This is a genomic window from Ruegeria sp. AB6, assembly GCF_056542685.1.
Genome location: NZ_JBQGAD010000002.1, coordinates 155,055 through 170,631 on the forward strand (window position 1 = coordinate 155,055; position 15,577 = coordinate 170,631).

The 15,577-nt window shown below is 60.6% G+C and carries 16 protein-coding genes and 1 pseudogene; 4 read left to right on the plus strand and 13 right to left on the minus strand.

The features are described from left to right. Positions 1 to 54: 54 nt before the first annotated feature. The 10 genes and pseudogenes from ACR0DB_RS04895 to ACR0DB_RS04940 form a co-directional block, all read right to left on the minus strand. Positions 55 to 2,046 (minus strand): CocE/NonD family hydrolase, encoded by a 1,992-nt coding sequence (locus ACR0DB_RS04895; RefSeq protein ID WP_480549301.1) that lies wholly within the window; start codon positions 2,044 to 2,046, stop codon positions 55 to 57. 51 nt (positions 2,047 to 2,097) lie between these two features. After that, a complete protein-coding gene (locus ACR0DB_RS04900; protein WP_480549303.1) occupies positions 2,098 to 3,201 on the minus strand; it encodes a glycerate kinase type-2 family protein in 1,104 nt (367 codons plus the stop codon). Beyond that, complete coding sequence (gene dtd / locus ACR0DB_RS04905) at positions 3,201 to 3,638, minus strand: D-aminoacyl-tRNA deacylase (protein WP_480549305.1); 438 nt, start codon at positions 3,636 to 3,638, stop codon at positions 3,201 to 3,203. Before dtd ends, ACR0DB_RS04900 begins: the two co-directional genes overlap by 1 nt. A gap of 30 nt (positions 3,639 to 3,668) precedes the next feature. Next, complete coding sequence (locus ACR0DB_RS04910) at positions 3,669 to 4,337, minus strand: nitroreductase (RefSeq protein WP_170769104.1); 669 nt, start codon at positions 4,335 to 4,337, stop codon at positions 3,669 to 3,671. An 88-nt stretch (positions 4,338 to 4,425) separates the two neighbouring features. After that, a complete protein-coding gene (locus ACR0DB_RS04915; RefSeq protein ID WP_480549307.1) occupies positions 4,426 to 5,514 on the minus strand; it encodes a TFIIB-type zinc finger domain-containing protein in 1,089 nt (362 codons plus the stop codon). A gap of 20 nt (positions 5,515 to 5,534) precedes the next feature. Then, positions 5,535 to 6,683, minus strand: a complete 1,149-nt coding sequence (locus ACR0DB_RS04920; protein WP_480549309.1) for an SPFH domain-containing protein — start codon at positions 6,681 to 6,683, stop codon at positions 5,535 to 5,537. Positions 6,684 to 6,704: 21 nt separating this feature from the next. Continuing rightward, on the minus strand, positions 6,705 to 7,667 hold the full coding sequence (locus ACR0DB_RS04925; RefSeq protein WP_480549962.1) for a DUF2927 domain-containing protein: 963 nt from the start codon (positions 7,665 to 7,667) through the stop codon (positions 6,705 to 6,707). After that, positions 7,667 to 8,857, minus strand: a complete 1,191-nt coding sequence (locus ACR0DB_RS04930) for a toxic anion resistance protein (protein WP_170788235.1) — start codon at positions 8,855 to 8,857, stop codon at positions 7,667 to 7,669. Before ACR0DB_RS04930 ends, ACR0DB_RS04925 begins: the two co-directional genes overlap by 1 nt. 30 nt (positions 8,858 to 8,887) lie before the next feature. After that, positions 8,888 to 9,796 (minus strand): 5-bromo-4-chloroindolyl phosphate hydrolysis family protein, encoded by a 909-nt coding sequence (locus tag ACR0DB_RS04935; RefSeq protein ID WP_480549311.1) that lies wholly within the window; start codon positions 9,794 to 9,796, stop codon positions 8,888 to 8,890. A 177-nt stretch (positions 9,797 to 9,973) separates the two neighbouring features. Further along, positions 9,974 to 10,780 (minus strand): annotated as a pseudogene (locus ACR0DB_RS04940) (pseudouridine synthase); the annotation flags it as partial. 61 nt (positions 10,781 to 10,841) lie between these two features. On the opposite strand from ACR0DB_RS04940, the gene ACR0DB_RS04945 reads away from it, so the two are divergent. Continuing rightward, positions 10,842 to 11,300 carry a nucleoside deaminase gene (locus tag ACR0DB_RS04945; RefSeq protein WP_480503236.1) on the plus strand — a complete coding sequence of 153 codons (459 nt, stop codon included), beginning with the start codon at positions 10,842 to 10,844 and terminating at the stop codon, positions 11,298 to 11,300. Here the strand turns inward: ACR0DB_RS04945 and ACR0DB_RS04950 are convergent. Beyond that, on the minus strand, positions 11,290 to 11,982 hold the full coding sequence (locus ACR0DB_RS04950; protein ID WP_480503235.1) for a metal-dependent hydrolase: 693 nt from the start codon (positions 11,980 to 11,982) through the stop codon (positions 11,290 to 11,292). The genes ACR0DB_RS04945 and ACR0DB_RS04950 overlap by 11 nt on opposite strands. Before the next feature lie 59 nt (positions 11,983 to 12,041). On the opposite strand from ACR0DB_RS04950, the gene ACR0DB_RS04955 reads away from it, so the two are divergent. Then, a complete protein-coding gene (locus ACR0DB_RS04955; protein WP_170788241.1) occupies positions 12,042 to 12,692 on the plus strand; it encodes a ceramidase domain-containing protein in 651 nt (216 codons plus the stop codon). Here the strand turns inward: ACR0DB_RS04955 and ACR0DB_RS04960 are convergent. Beyond that, entirely contained in the window at positions 12,689 to 13,252 is a 564-nt protein-coding gene (locus tag ACR0DB_RS04960; RefSeq protein ID WP_170788243.1) for a DUF4202 domain-containing protein, read from the minus strand. The two genes, ACR0DB_RS04955 and ACR0DB_RS04960, sit on opposite strands and share 4 nt — an antisense overlap. A 123-nt stretch (positions 13,253 to 13,375) precedes the next feature. Continuing rightward, positions 13,376 to 13,534, minus strand: a complete 159-nt coding sequence (locus ACR0DB_RS04965) for a hypothetical protein (protein ID WP_170769114.1) — start codon at positions 13,532 to 13,534, stop codon at positions 13,376 to 13,378. Between the two features lie 226 nt (positions 13,535 to 13,760). Here ACR0DB_RS04965 and gatC point away from each other — a divergent pair, with 226 nt between their 5' ends. Together gatC and gatA are read left to right on the plus strand one after the other, a co-directional pair. After that, positions 13,761 to 14,048: an Asp-tRNA(Asn)/Glu-tRNA(Gln) amidotransferase subunit GatC gene (gene gatC / locus ACR0DB_RS04970; RefSeq protein ID WP_170325838.1), complete on the plus strand. Its 288-nt coding sequence runs from the start codon at positions 13,761 to 13,763 to the stop codon at positions 14,046 to 14,048. A gap of 3 nt (positions 14,049 to 14,051) precedes the next feature. Continuing rightward, entirely contained in the window at positions 14,052 to 15,539 is a 1,488-nt protein-coding gene (gatA, locus tag ACR0DB_RS04975) for an Asp-tRNA(Asn)/Glu-tRNA(Gln) amidotransferase subunit GatA (protein ID WP_480549314.1), read from the plus strand. The last annotated feature ends 38 nt before the right edge of the window (positions 15,540 to 15,577 follow it).

Genomic DNA, 15,577 nt, shown 5'->3' on the forward strand with positions numbered 1-15,577 from the left:
GGCGGAATTCGTCCTGACGGGCAAGGGTTAATCTTGGCCCCGGCAGGTGCCGCGTCACATGTGATTGCGCGGAATTTCATCCTCCAGCTCTTTCGAAAAGATCAGGTCTTGCCCTTCATAGGCCTTTAGCTCGGCACGGAGGTAGAAGTTTTCCGCGTCCGACCACATCGTACAGGATGTCTCTGTCCGCAGGAGGATGTCATCACGCTGCATTTCTTGCGTCCAAAGGCAATGGCCGCGTGCTGACAGCGGGTCGTCGGGATGGATCGACCACCGTTCCGTGGCCGTGCTACCATGGGTCAGGCCGTGATGGTTGTCGGTGATCAGGCCGAAATCATCTTCGATGATCAGATGGGTTTCGCCGGTGTTCATGTCCACCTCGACCCGTCGCGCATTTTTGTCGGGACGTAAAGTGGTGACATCGCGCGGAGTTTCGGATTCGGGCGGTTGAAACACCCATTCATCAACGGTCGAGGGGCGGACGGGGATGTCAATCGTACCTTGAGTCAAATGCAACTCGGCGGCTTCGGGCGTGGGCCAAATCAAGGGCCAATAGGCGCTGGAGATCGCAACCCGCAACCGGTGCCCCTTGGGCACGCGGTACGCAATGTGATCCAAATCCAGCTTGACCTCATAGGTTTCACCGGGGGTTAACGGCGACGGCGTTGCGTGGCTATCTCGATGGGACAGGTTCAGCACCCCATAGGTGATGCGCGTCGAGGCACCGTCGGGGTGGATATGGTTCAGTCGCACAGCCAACTGGGCGTGTGGCCGGTCTGCGCTTATCTGTAGCCGCAGGTGGGGGGCACCCACGACATCCATATCGTCGGCCAGCGGGGCACTGTCGAAACAGGCGGACAGCGCGTCGTCCGCGCGTTGATCGCCGGGCATGTCGGGGCCCAGCCAGATCGCGCAGTATTCGCCGCTTTCCATCCCGCAAGTTTGTGGAGACCGGATGCGTGCGTCCAATGTGCCTGCGGTGCCAAGCCCGTTATCCGCCAAGTCCAACGTCTGAATCGGCAGATGCGTGGTTGCGCCTTTGTCTTCGGTAATCCAGCGGCCGGGGCGCTCGGTGTACCAACGATGCGGTCGCACCCCATCCATCAGATAGGCGCGATAGTCAGGGTCCTGATCCACGCCGGTATCCGCACCTCTCAGCCAGTGGTCCCACCACCGCAGCGCCTCTTGCAGGAACCCGATCCGGGGTTCGGGCACCGCGAAATGGGGGTATTTATGCACCCAGGGGCCGACGATGCCTTTGACCGGGGCGGCAAGCTGTTCGACCAGCAGAGGTACCGTATTTTTGTAGGCATCCCCCCAGCCACCGACGGCTAAGGTTGCCGCACGGATGGCGCTGAAATCTTCGCAAACCGATCCGTGCTGCCAATAGCTATCCCGCGTCTGATGGCGCAGCCAAACCGAGGGCAAGAAGGGTTCATTCTCAAGCCGTTCAAGCCATAGCTCGCGCCAGTTCGAGCGCAGCGCCGGGTCGGGCGCGCGCGAGGAATAGGACCACATGGTGGCCCCCCAGCCCAAGTTTTCATTCAGCAGGCAACCGCCCTTGTAGTGAATGTCATCCGCATATCGGTCGGCAGTCGAGCAGAGGGTTATGATCGCCTTCAGCGCCTCGGGCTGCATGGCGGCCACTTGCAACGAATTGAAACCGCCCCAGCTGATCCCCATCATTCCCACATGGCCGGTGCACCAAGGTTGTTCGGTCAGCCATTGGATGGTCGAAACCGCGTCGTCCAGCTCTTGCTGGGTGTATTCGTCCTCCATCAACCCTTCGCTGTCGCCATTGCCGCGCATGTCCACGCGGATGCAGGCATAGCCGCGCTTGGCAAACCACGGATGGGTCAGCGCATCGCGCGTCGCGGTGCTGTCGCGTTTGCGGTAGGGAAGGAATTCCAGAATGGCCGGGACCGGTGCATCATGGGCATCCACCGGACACCAGACCCGCGCCGAGAGGCGGCAGCCATCAGGCATTTGAATGCCAACATCGGGAAGGTCTTCGATCTCGCGCAACGTGTTTGAAGGGCTGGTCATGGTCTGAGTGTCAGGGCCTTGGGTTTTGGGTGTGTCATGAAAATCGTCAATTCAATCGCGGATTGCGACAAGCAGGTCCATAACATTCGTCCCGGTCGGACCTGTCACCAACAGCGCCCTGGCCTTTTCCAGAAAGCTGCCGCTGTCGGCATCGCGCAGCGCCTGTTCCGCGTCATCGCCCCATGTGGTTCCGTCGACGATGCCCCCAGCGGCCTGTGTCGGGCCATCGGTGCCATCGGTACCGCCGACGATTACCGTCAGCCCCTTGGCCCCCGCGATCTCCTTGGCCAAAGCCAGCGCAAGCGCCTGATTGCGCCCACCGCGCCCGGGGGTTTCGGGCAGGACGACGGTCGGTTCGCCCCCTAACACCATCACGCCTGTCGGCATATCGCGAAGGCGAGGGCCAAGAGCTGTCGCAACCGCCTGATAGTCGTCATGCAGCGCTTCTTCATTGGCGATGACACGCGCGCCCTCGGCCTCGGCCTGCCTGGCCGCCGCCGCGCGGGCATGGGCGTTGGAGGCCACGATCTGCGCCGTTGCTTCAAAATCGCGGGTCACGGGCAAGACGCCGATCCCCGAGCCGATCACATTCAGATCGTCGCCGGGCACGTCCGAGATCGCCAATACAGTCGCCTTGCGACCCGTGAAATGGGACAACAACCCGCCGCCCTTGATCCGCGAAAGCTTGCGGCGCTGGGCGTTCATCGCGGTGATGTCTAGCCCCTGCGACAGCAGTTGTTTGTTGAGCTGAGCCAGATCGTCCAGCGTTTTGCCCGGCACCAGATCCTCAGCCAATGAGGACGCACCGCCCGAGACCAGCAGCAGCAGATGCGCATCAGTCGACAGACCCTCGACCGTTTCGCGTAGCGCACGCCCGCCTTCCAGACTGCGCGCGTCGGGCACTGGGTGCGAGGCTTCGATGACCCGCACGTGGTCGGGCAGGTCGCCTGCATGGTCATCCTTGGTTACGACCAGCGTCGGGACTGTGCCAAAATGCTCCAGCGCAGCAAGCGCCATCGACGCCGCAGGTTTGCCCACGGCTAGTATCTGATCAGGCTTTTCGATATCGCCCAGAACCGCCTTCGTCGCGGCATAGCCACCCACGGCCTCCACTCCGGCGTTCCAGATCCGCAGGGCTTTTTCTGTTCGCTCCATCAGTTTTCCATCCAAATCGTGACCGGCCCGTCATTGACCAGCTCAACAGCCATATCCGCGCCGAACTGACCGGTTTCAACGGGGATGCCGTGATCGCTCAGTTGTTGCGCGAAGGTTTCATACAGGTGCTTTCCAAGCTCGGGCGGGGCAGCCTCGGAAAAGCCGGGCCGGTTCCCGCGCGACGTATCAGCGGCCAGCGTGAACTGGCTGATCACAAGGGCCGAGCCACCGATATCCAACAACGACCGGTTCATTTTACCCGCGTCATCCTTGAATATCCGCAGTTTCGAGATTTTGGCGGCAAGCTGGCCGGCCCGCGCCTCGTCATCGCCCTGCATGGCGCAAACCAGTATCATCATCCCTTGACCGCACTGCCCGATGACAGTGCCATCGACTGAAACGCTGGCATGGCTGACCCGTTGTAGAACTGCGCGCAAAATTTTTCTCCGTAGGTATTAGTATCGCGATTACCCGACCCAGTTCACAAATGCCTCGGGGGCGGCGCGGGTGGTTCGGAAGCAATTTGCGGGGTGATCGGTGTCGGCATAGCCAAACGAGATCGCACACAGGATCAAGCGGTCGTCGGCAATATCGAAATAACGGTGCAGGAACGGGCTATAGCTGGCCAGTGCCGCCTGTGGAATGGTCGCCACCCCCAAGGCCTGCGCCGCAAGGGTGAATGCGGTAACGAACCCGCCACAATCCAGCGCGCCGTAAGATCCAAGCTCGAGCGGGCTTGAAATGATCGCGCAATGCGGCGCACCAAACAGCGCGAAATTCTGCATCATCTGTTCGGCAGATGCGGCGCGGTCGCCGCGCTGTACCCCGACCGCCTCGTACAGCGCCCAGCCACATTCGCGTCGGCGGTCCCGATAGACGCCGGAATAAGTGGTCGGGAACGGCAGGTCGGGTTCGTGTGAGGCAGTTTGAACCTCGTCTTGCAACGCCTTGCGGAAGGCGTCGGTTTCAGCCCCGCTGGTGACAGTGACCTGCCAGGGTTGCGCATTGCACCAGCTGGGCACGCGGGCTGCGCTGGTCAGGATCTGTTCGATCTGCTCTTTCGGAACGGGATCGGAGCGAAACGCACGGCAGGAATGGCGCTGGTCCAGCAATCTGTTCAGATCGGATAGCGTCACACTGACCTCCCCTTCGGTGTTGACGACGCGCAAGATGACGCCTGCGCTTGGGATGTTCAAGCGATTAAAACACCGACCCGGTTGTTTGCTATTGCTGGCCCGTTGCCACCAGATAACCGACCCCGGCCGCAACCAGCAGGCCCAGTGTAACAGCAATCGTGACCTTGATCGCAGACCAGGGGCGTTCGCCTTGAACGCGTCCAGTGCGGCCGTTCACGACAAACCGGTAGGTCTTGCCCCGGAACTTATACGCGGCCATCCAGACCGGCAGCAGTATATGTTTGAAGGTGACTTCGCGCACATCGGTGTCGACCGCATGGATGCGCTGACGGTCGCCGCCGATATCAAACCGCACGTCACGCTCGATCACGCGGGCCATGTGTGCGCGGGCCTGCCCATATCCTTCGCGCAGCTCGACCGTGTAGGCCTCTGCTCGAAAACCAGCCAGATACTCAGGCTGGTAAGGTTCAAGCGCGGGCAGATCCCATGGTTCCAACGCGTCGGTATAAGATTTGGGCAAAGAGTGCGACGCTAGCACCAGCACATCGTCAAAAAACCGCGCCACCCGGCCTGATTTCGGCGACCACCGCACCTTTGCCACCCGTTGCTGCACGCGCTTGCCGTCGCGCATGACCGTTCGGGTTTCATAGTAAACCGTGCCCCGCTCACCGCGATAAGAGGATTTGGTGTCCGCGTCAAAGGTCCAGTAGGGTACATAAATTCCCTGCATCTTACGCCCCTTGCGCGCGTAGTCCTTCAACCCGTTGGGCGCAAACCACAGCCGACCTAACCATTCGGTCATGGCGGCGTGGGCGGCGCGTTCCTCCAACGCAAAGGGCAGAACGCCGCGCGGCTTGATATGCCGGTTCACGCCGGTATCCGTCACTACCGGCGTCGCACAGAACGGGCATTCCGCCGCGTGGGTGTCGGGATCAAACTCGACCTGAGCGGCGCAGTTCGGGCAGGACAGAACGCGGGTTTCCTCGATCTCGCTGTCAGGCAAACGGTCGGCGATGGCGGCGTCGAAATCCAATTCTTTCAGGCTGGCTCCACCCCAGGGACCTGCGCCGATGGCCTCGGAATGGCCGCAATGGTCGCAGGTCAGGGATCCGTCGCCAGGATTGAACCGGTAGTCCGCGCCGCATTGGTCACAGGGAAAGCGGTGTTCTTCTGCCATTTCAAAGCCCTACGAAAAACTCACGCCCCCGGCGGTGGGGGCGGCAGGATCGTGAACAGCTGCGCCAGCTCCTGCACGTCACCGGCCTTTTTCCAGCCATCCTGACCTGCTGTCCAAACATGCGTGTCGCGCGTTAGCTCTCCGTCAGCGGCCATGCGACCCATCTTGGCTTTAGAAAACGGTCCGCTGGTTTGCCCATCCACGGCGATATGCCATACATGCTCGACCGGCGGCGGGGGCGGGGGTGCCACATGCGCCGAGGGTTGCGGGGCAGAGGGGGCGGAACTGCCCCAAGGGCCGCCTGGCTGACCCGCTGCCATGTTCGACATCTGCTGCGCCATGGCCACCCCCATACCCATGCCAAGACCGGCGCCCATGCCGCCGCCCTGACTAGGGTTGTTGGCAGCTGCCGTCATCGCTTCGGCTGCGGAATACTGGGTGAACTTGCCCAGATCGCCCGCCAACCCCATTGAGGTTCGCTTATCCAGCGCCGCCTCGACCGCCGGCGGCAATGAGATGTTCTCGATGTAAAACTCAGGCATCTCCAGCCCATAGCCATCCAGCACGGGTGAGACTTCGGCGGCGATCAGTTTGCCCAGATCGGCTGTGTTAGCGGCCATGTCCAGAACCGGAATGCCCGAGCCCGCAATCACGCGGCTGAATTCCTGCACGATGATGTTGCGGATCTGAAAGCTGATCTCATCCATGGTGAATTCGCCATCAGTGCCGACGATCTCAACCATGAACTTTGCGGGGTCCTTGACCCGAACCGTATAGGTGCCGAAAGCCCGAATGCGCGTGGGTCCGAACTCGGGGTCGCGCAGCATGATCGGGTTCTTGGTGCCCCATTTCAGGTCGTTGAACCGAGTCGTGTTGACGAAATAGACCTCGGACTTGAACGGAGATTGAAAGCCGTGATCCCAATGCTGCAAGGTCGTCAGGATCGGCATGTTGTTGGTCTCAAGCATATAAAGACCCGGGGTGAACACATCTGCCAACTGCCCCTCATGCACGAAAACGGCGGCCTGACCTTCGCGCACTGTCAGCTTGGCGCCGTATTTGATCTCGTGGCCTTCACGCTCGAACCGCCAGACCATGGTGTCGCGGGTGTCGTCGACCCAGTGAATGACGTCAATGAATTCTCCGGTCAGAAAATCGAAAATGCCCATTGGGGTCTCCTTTTCTTGGGCCTAAAGCGGCTGGCCCATCAATTCACGCGCAATGATCCGCACCACGGGGCGCGCGTCTTCGGCGGACACGCCGGGTTTCAGGCGCGGATCATAAAGCATGGTCAAAAGTTTCTCGTCATGGCTGGTCAACAGCGCGAATTCGTCGTCGTCGTTGAAAATCGACGGTCGCGCCGCCGGGCTGTCATTAGACAGACCCAAACCTTGCGCGATCTCTTCATGAATGCAGCTAAGCCGGGTCAGATCCGGCAGCTCGGCCCGGATCAGCGTGACCGCGCGCACGAATTTGAAAGGCGCACTCGGGGTTTGTGAGGCAAAAACCAGACAGTCGATATTCGAACGCGGATTGGCCACCAGATCCAGCAGCGGCGCGCTGATCCCCGGCACCAGCTCTTTCAGGCGTTTGACCACATAGGCACTGTCATCCTTACCCGCAAAGAAGACATGGAAGTTGGGTTTGCGCGTCACGACCGAAATTGGATGCCCCGTCACCCGCGCCAGCCGTGTGGCAAAAGCATCGACCAGTGCCGCATCGGCCACGCGTGTGTCTGGGGCCACCGAAGGGGCAAATTCAGACTGTATGCGCACCGGGCCTGCCCAACGGCTGAGACGCCCGTCCGTTTGCGGGCTGCGGATCGTCACCGTGTGGTCGGGATATTCGCTGTAAAAGGCAATAGCCTCGAAATTGCGCGCCAGATCGTCCGCGTCATAGGGCGTATCGGGCCCGCCGCCGTCAATGCGCAGCATCCCTCGGGTCAGCAGATCGCCCTCGACCCGCTGATAGAACCGGGCCAGATCCTGACTGGCCGCTGAGGGCGGCAAATAGGCATTGGCCGCAGGGAGCGCCGGTGCCGCAGGGGCTTGCGGTGCCACAGACGTGGTTAGGGCCTCGTCACAATTGGCCAGGGCCAGCAACGCAGCCAGCCCAAGAGCAGGTTTGACCAGGGCGCGTAGGGTCACGCGAATCAGCCCGGTACGGCGGTACCGGCATTGTCGCCGATCCCATCCTTGCGGGCCTTAGCGGCGGCCAGCGTGTCGCGCAACTCGGTCTCCATCTTCTGCAATTCCTGCTCGGCGGCAGCGCGTTTCGCCTTGCCCTCATCCGCGATGGCGAGGCTTTCGTTGATGGTGCCGATGAGATCGGCATTGGCCTGTTTCACAGCTTCGATGTCGAACACGCCGCGTTCCATCTCTTCGCGGATCATCTTGTTCGACTGGCGCAGATTGGCGGCGTTCGAAGTAAGCAATTCATTGGTCAGGTCGTTGGCCTCACGCACGGCCGAGGCCGCCTCGGCGCTGCGTTGGATCGTGACAGCTTGCGCCAACTGCGTTTCCCACAGCGGTACGGTGTTCACCAAGGTCGAATTGATCTTAGTCACCAAGGACTTGTCGTTTTCTTGCACCAACCGGATCGAAGGCAGGGACTGCATCGTTACCTGCCGGGTCAGTTTCAGGTCATGCACGCGGCGTTCCAGATCATCCCGTGCGGCGCGCAGGTCGCGCAGTTCTTGCGCGCGCATGACCTGTTCGTCTTCCGGCGCGTCCTGGACGGCGGCCTCTTTTTCGGGGATGTCATGGCTGTCCAGCTCGGTCAGCTTTTCCTCGCCTGCCGCAATGTAAAGCGCCAGCTCGTCGTAAAAGCCCAGTGTCTTTTCATAGAGTAGATCGAGGGATTTAATGTCTTTCAGCAGCGTATGTTCGTGCGCCAAAAGGTCGTCGGTGATGCGGTCGATCTGCCCCTGAACCTCTTCATACTGGGCGGTGAACTTGGCGAACGGAGCAGCTTTGCCCATCAGCTTTTCCCACCAGCTGCGTTCGCGGCGCACGTCCAACTCGCTGACGGAAAAACCTCGGATCGTGGTAACGATGTTGCGCAAACTGTCACCAGCGGGGCCCACATCCTTGTTGCGCACGTCGGCCAGCATCGCCTGGCTGATCTCTTGCAATTCCGCCTGCGCCGACGATCCGAAGGACACGATCGAGTTCGTGTTGTCCATATCGATCTCATCCATGCGGGTGCGGATTTCGGCCTTGACCGGATCGTCCGCTTCTTCCAGCGGGACAACTTCGGACTGGGGTTCGGGCAGGGTCACAGCGGTGACCTCTTGTACCAGTGTTTCGGCTTCAACCGCCTTGTTCTTAATGTCGTCGGACATGGGAAATCCTTTCTCAAAAAATCCGGCTGATCATTTCAACCGGACGCCTTCGCGCTGCAACCGTTCGCGCAGCACGTCAATTTCAACCGTCAGATCGCTGCGGTCATCCAAAAGCATCTTGCGGGTTCGAGCAGCGAAATTTTGCTCCAGATCGTCCAGCAGGGCCGTGAAATCGGCCAGCGCCTGCGCATCCCGCGTGCGGGCATAGACATCGGCAAATTTGACGGTCGCATCCCGTGCGCCTTGCAAATAGACGGTCAGATATTTGCGCGCGCCCGACAGGTCACGCGGGTCATCCTCGACCGTACGAAACAGATCGCGGGCGGTGTCCTGAAATTGCTCGACCCGCGCCTCGATACGGCGGTCGCCTGCGCGCTTGATGGCGTCGGTCATCTCGGTCAGGTGCTTTTCAGCATCTTCCACAACCCGCGCCACGCGATCTTGCTGGAAGGTATCGACCCCCTCCATCCCCTTGTCTTTCAGCGGGTCAAGCCCAAAGGACACCGCGTGCAGTGCTGTCGCGGCTGCTCCGAAAAGAACGGGGGCGAGTAAGCTCGCCTGAGCCGCTGCATCCACCAGTTCCGAGCGGTAGGCGGCCAGCGCTGTGCCAAGCCCAGTCAGGACGCTGGCAAAGATCTTTCGCGGAATCGCCGGACGCCGCGCTGTGCGGCGCGCGTTATAGGCGGCCTCGGCCCGCAGCCCTTCGCGCAGCAGGAAGGCAGCTCCGGTCAGGGTTGCAGCGGCGATCAACCCGACGGTCATGCCGATGGCACCATCGTTCAGGGACAAAAACACCAATGGGATGGCGGGTAGAAACAACAGATTGGCGCGCGCACCGGCAGGTTCGACCCTTGCGCCGTCGAACTGCCCACGCGACCCGACCTCTGATGAGGATGGGTCTTCTGACGGGCTGTATTTTCCGCCAAATCTTTTGGCCATGGTCTACAGCCCCCCTAGAAGGCCGGTGCAAACACCAAACAACAGCGCCAAAAGGGCGGCATAGGCCAGTTTCTGTACTCCAGTGCCGGACATGAGAGCCCCCAATGACAATGCTCACGGAAAATTTAGGGCATGAGGGGCCTTGGCGCTAGGGGGAAGGTTGCCTAACCCGCGTCACTTGCGTGATTTCTTGCCGACCGGTGGCCTGTTTCGCTGAGGTCTGGTCGGGCGTTTGACCGGGGCTTCGGGTGCGGGGTCCAGTCCAAGCTGGTCACGCATGACGCGGCGGCGAATTTCCTCGACCTCGCCCGGCTTTAGATTACCCAGCTGAAACGGGCCGTAAGACACACGCAGCAAGCGGTTCACGGCATAGCCGATATCTTCCATCGCGCGGCGGATTTCGCGGTTCTTGCCTTCGCGCAGCCCGATGGTGAGCCAGGCATTGGCGCCCTGCTGGCGGTCCAGCGAGACATCCATGGGCAGGAAGCGCTCACCGTCGATCACCAAGCCCTTGCGCAAAGGGGCAAAATCTTCGTCCTTCGGGCGACCGTTCACCCGCACGCGGTATTTGCGCAGCCAGCCAGTTGAGGGCAGTTCCAGCTTGCGCTTGATGCCGCCATCATTGGTCAGCAGCAGCAAGCCTTCGGAATTCAAGTCCAGCCGCCCGACACTCATGACGCGGGGCATGTCCTCGGGCAGGTTGTCGAAGATCGTCGCGCGACCCTTTTCATCGCGCGTTGTCGTCACCAATCCGGAGGGCTTGTGATACAGCCACAGGCGCGAGGGTTCCGGTTCGGACACCGGCTTGCCATCCACAGTGATCCGGTCCTTGCTGGTGACATTCAAGGCGGGGCTGGTGATGGCCTTGCCATTCACGGTCACACGACCGGCTTCGATCATGCGTTCGGCTTCGCGGCGCGAGGCGACGCCCGCGCGGGCAAGCACTTTGGCGATCCGGTCGCCGGGAGGAGAGGTTTTGGTCATCCGCAGCCCATAGCGCATCCCGCCGGCTTGCGAAAGACAGGTTTCTGATGCAGTCAGAGGCATGACTTTCAAGTCCTTTATGAACATCGCGCTGGAACAGGCCCGCGCAGCTGCCGATCGTGGAGAGGTTCCGGTGGGCGCTGTCATCGTGCAGGGCGACCAAGTGGTGGCTGCGGCGGGCAACCGCACGCGCGAACTAAACGACCCAACGGCGCATGCCGAGATTCTGGCTCTGCGTGCGGCTTGTGCTGAGGTGGGGTCCGAGAGGCTACCCGATCATGACCTCTATGTGACGCTGGAGCCTTGCGCGATGTGCGCTGCCGCTTTGTCTGCGGCGCGTATCCGGCGCATTTACTATGGTGCGGCCGATCCGAAATCGGGCGGGGTGGCGCATGGGGCGCGTGTGTTCACGCATCCTCAGGCGCATCACGCGCCCGAGGTTTACGATGGTATCGCGGGGCAAGAGGCCGCCGACTTGCTGAAGACCTTCTTTGCCACGCGACGTGATCCTAAAGCGTGATAGGTTTCATCACCTCGGGTTCAATTACATCGACGCCGGGCAGTCCTTCGATCAGCGTCTGGGCAGATTGTTCCAGGATCGGGAAGGTCTTGTAGTGGCAGGGAATCACGGTTTTGAAGTTGAAATACCGCTGCGCGGCATAAGCAGCGCCTTTCATATCCATAGTGAAATGCCCACCCGCTGACAGGATCCCAATATCGGGTTTATAATAATCGCCCATCCAGTCCATATCGGCCATGATGTCCGTGTCCCCCGACACATAGAGCATGTGACCATCGCCCGCGATCATGAACCCAACTTCGCTGCCACCGGTGCGCAGGCCGTCGGGAGTGGAAAAGGTCGAGCTGTGTGAGGCCGGAACCATCGACACCATCACGCCGTTCAGGTTGACCGTGCCACCTTTGTTGAAGCCAACGGTCTCGATCTCTTCAGCTTCGCTCCAATACCCCATCAGATCGTATTGGCCGACTACCGGAATCTTGAGGCGCTTTGCCAGCGAGACAACATCAACCACATGGTCGAAATGCGTATGCGTCAGAAGGATATGTGTCGCACCATCCAGCGCCGCGTCGTGCTGGTCTTCGGGCAGAACCGGATTACCGGTCAGCCACGGGTCGATCAACAGCACTTGTCCTCCGGTTTCGATGCGGAAACTGCCGTGGCCCAGCCAAATGATATTCATGAATAATTCCTCCCAATCAGACTGTTGGCTTTACCCTAGCATCGGCTATGTAAAATTCTATGGACTGGTTTCAGGAAATTGACAGCTATTGCGAGCGCTTGTCGCCCGCCTATTGGGCCGAGCCCATAAACGCCGTGACCAACGCTGCCTTTCTGATTGCCGCTTTCATCATGTGGCGTCGGGTGCGTGGGCAGGGGATGGCGCTGGCAATGGTGCTGGTGGCGATTTTGGCGGCGATCGGCGTGGGTAGCTATCTGTTTCACACTCATGCGCAGGTCTGGGCCGCCATGGCTGACGTGCTGCCGATCGTGCTGTATATCCTGGTCTATATCTTTGCCATCAACCGTGATGTCTGGCAGATGCGACCGCTTATTGCCGGAGCCGTAACCGCGCTGTTTATTCCCTACGCTGCCGCGACGGTGCCACTGTTTCAACTGATACCGGGACTGGGCGCGTCATCAGCCTATGCACCGGTCCCCTTACTGATTCTGATCTATGCCTATCTGCTGCGCCATCGCGCCCCCGGCACGGCCAAGGGGCTAGCCATCGGCGCAGCCATCCTGATCGCCTCGATCACGTTCCGCGCACTGGATGAACCGATCTGCGGCCACCTGCCGTTGGGCACACATTTCATGTGGCATATCCTGAACGCCACCATGCTGGGCTGGATGATCGAGGTCTATCGCAGGCACATGACCCGCATGGCTTAACCCCGAAAGGCGTCGGCAAGGTCAGCGGGCAGGTCGAATTCGTCCAATACCCGCGCGCGACCCTCAGCCGACATCTTGCGGGCAGTCTTTTCGACGATGCTTTGGATTTTCTCGGCAGAGTGCTTTGCGGCAAAGGGTGCGAAATACCACTTGAGGAAGACGAAACAGATCACATCTTCCAACGCCTGAACTTCGGCATCGCGCTTGATGCCTTGTTTGCGCAGCATCCGCCGGGCCGCGTCGATGTCGCCAGCGCCATATTCACTCAGCTCCATCAGACCGGCCACCACCTCGGCATGATGCTCCGCCTGAGCCTTGCGCCAGGTCAGATAACCCGTGCGCCCCTCGGGATATTCGCTGCGCGCCAGTTTCCACCGCTCGACATGCTGTCCACGCGCGGCGATCTGCAACGGGTCTGATGCGTCAGGGAACAGCCGGTCCAGCTCGGCGCTCATCCGCTGGCCATAAAGCAATGCGGCCGGCTGACCGTCTTCAAGGGTGGGGTCTTGGGTATTGGCCGCGTCGATTGCGTCCAGAACGGCTTGCTTGCGGGTGGTCATCGGGGGCTCCGTCGGATGAGACATCTTTCGAGCATCGTAACGCGTCATCACGCTAAGCGCAGCACATGATTGTAAAAACCCGGGTCGGGAGGAGGAGTTCCCGACCCGGACGAAGGGGTCATATCATTTACCGACCTTCGTTTTGTCTTGCGAGACAGGCTCTGCGACCGTTTCGGGGAAGTTTAGGTCGCGAGTCAGGCTGTCCATGGTCGGCCCGAATGCCTGTGCTTGGGCGGCCAGAACGGTCGAGGCCAGTACAAGGGCGGTCATGAACGTTTTCATCGTCTTTCTCCGATATAGCGTTTCCGTGTAAATGAAATGAACAGTACAGTTTAGTTTTTCAAGGGCAAAAATGAACTAATTGGTTTACTTTTATGCATGACAGCTATGCGGAATTGATGGCGCAAGGGCGCCGTCTGGGCCGGGACAGGGGAAAACAGGCCTCTGCCGCTCTTGCGACCGGGGCATCAGACGGGTAAATGCCCCCTAACGCACAAGAGGTTTTCCGATGTCGATTGACCAAAGCACCGCCGCCAAGGTGGCCAAACTGGCCCGGATCAAGGTCGAGGATGACGCGCTGCCCGCGCTGGCGTCCGAGTTCAACACCATCCTTGGGTTCATCGAGCAACTGAACGAAGTGGATGTCGAAGGCGTCGAGCCCATGGTCTCGGTCGAGCCGATGCGCCTGAAACGGCGCGAGGATGTGGTCACCGACGGAAACCAGCAGGACAAGGTTCTGGCCAACGCCCCCGACGCCCGCGAAGGCTTTTTCGCAGTCCCCAAAGTGGTGGAGTAAGACATGAGCGATCTGAACAAACTGGGCCTGGCCGAGGCCCGCGATGCGCTGCGCAAGGGTGATGTGACCTCGGTCGAGCTGACCGAATCTTGCCTGAAAGCCATTGATGACGCCGACGCGCTGAACGCTTTTGTCCACAAAACGCCCGAGATTGCGCTGGAGCGCGCCAAGGCCGCGGACGCACGCATCAAGGAAGGCGACGCGCCATCCATGTGTGGTCTGCCGATCGGCATCAAGGATCTGTTCTGCACCAAGGGCGTGCCCTCGCAGGCGGCCTCGAAGATTCTGGAAGGCTTCAAGCCGGAATACGAATCCACTGTGTCTCAGCAACTGGCCGATGCCGGTGCCGTGATGCTGGGCAAGCTGAACATGGACGAATTCGCCATGGGCTCGTCCAACGAAACCTCGGTCTACGGAAACGCGGTCAGCCCGTGGCGGCGCGGCAATGACGACGCGCAACTGACACCTGGCGGCTCGTCGGGAGGTTCGGCGTCTGCTGTGGCTGCCGACCTTTGTCTGGCGGCAACCGGCACCGATACCGGCGGCTCGATCCGTCAGCCTGCCGCTTTTGTTGGCATCACCGGCATCAAACCCACATATGGCCGCTGCTCGCGCTGGGGCATCGTGGCCTTTGCCTCCTCGCTGGATCAGGCCGGTCCGATGACCAAGAACGTGCGCGATGCGGCGATCATGCTGGAAACCATGTGTGGCCATGACCCCAAGGATTCAACCAGCGCCGAGCTGGCCGTACCCAACTTCGAAGCGATGCTGACCGGCGATATCAAAGGTAAAAAGATCGGTATTCCGAAAGAATACCGCATGGACGGAATGCCCGCCGAGATCGAAAAGCTTTGGGCCGATGGCGCCGAGATGCTCAAGGCCGCAGGGGCCGAGATCGTCGACATCTCGCTGCCCCACACGAAATACGCGCTGCCAGCCTACTACGTGATTGCTCCGGCCGAGGCGTCCTCGAACCTCGCCCGTTATGACGGTGTCCGCTATGGCCGCCGAGCGCATCTGGCGCAAGGCGATGGCATCACCGAGATGTATGAGAAAACCCGCGCCGAGGGTTTTGGCCACGAGGTACAGCGCCGCGTGATGATCGGCACTTATGTGCTGTCGGCTGGTTTCTACGACGCCTATTACAACCGCGCACGCCGTGTTCGCACCCTGATCAAGAAAGACTTTGAAGACGTCTTCGCCGCAGGTGTCGATGCGATCTTGACCCCAGCCACCCCTTCGGCCTCGTTCGGTCTTGGCGAGATGACCGAGGCCGATCCGGTCCAGATGTATCTGAACGACGTCTTCACCGTCACCGTGAATCTCGCCGGTCTTCCGGGTGTTTCAGTCCCCGCCGGACTGGATGCGCAAGGGTTGCCGCTGGGTCTGCAACTGATCGGTCGCCCTTGGGAAGAGGGTGATCTGCTTAATACGGCCTACGCGCTGGAAAACGCGGCAGGCTTTGTGGCCAAGCCGGGCAAATGGTGGTAGGTCTGGGCCAAGGCAAGACATCGCAACACGGAGCAGCA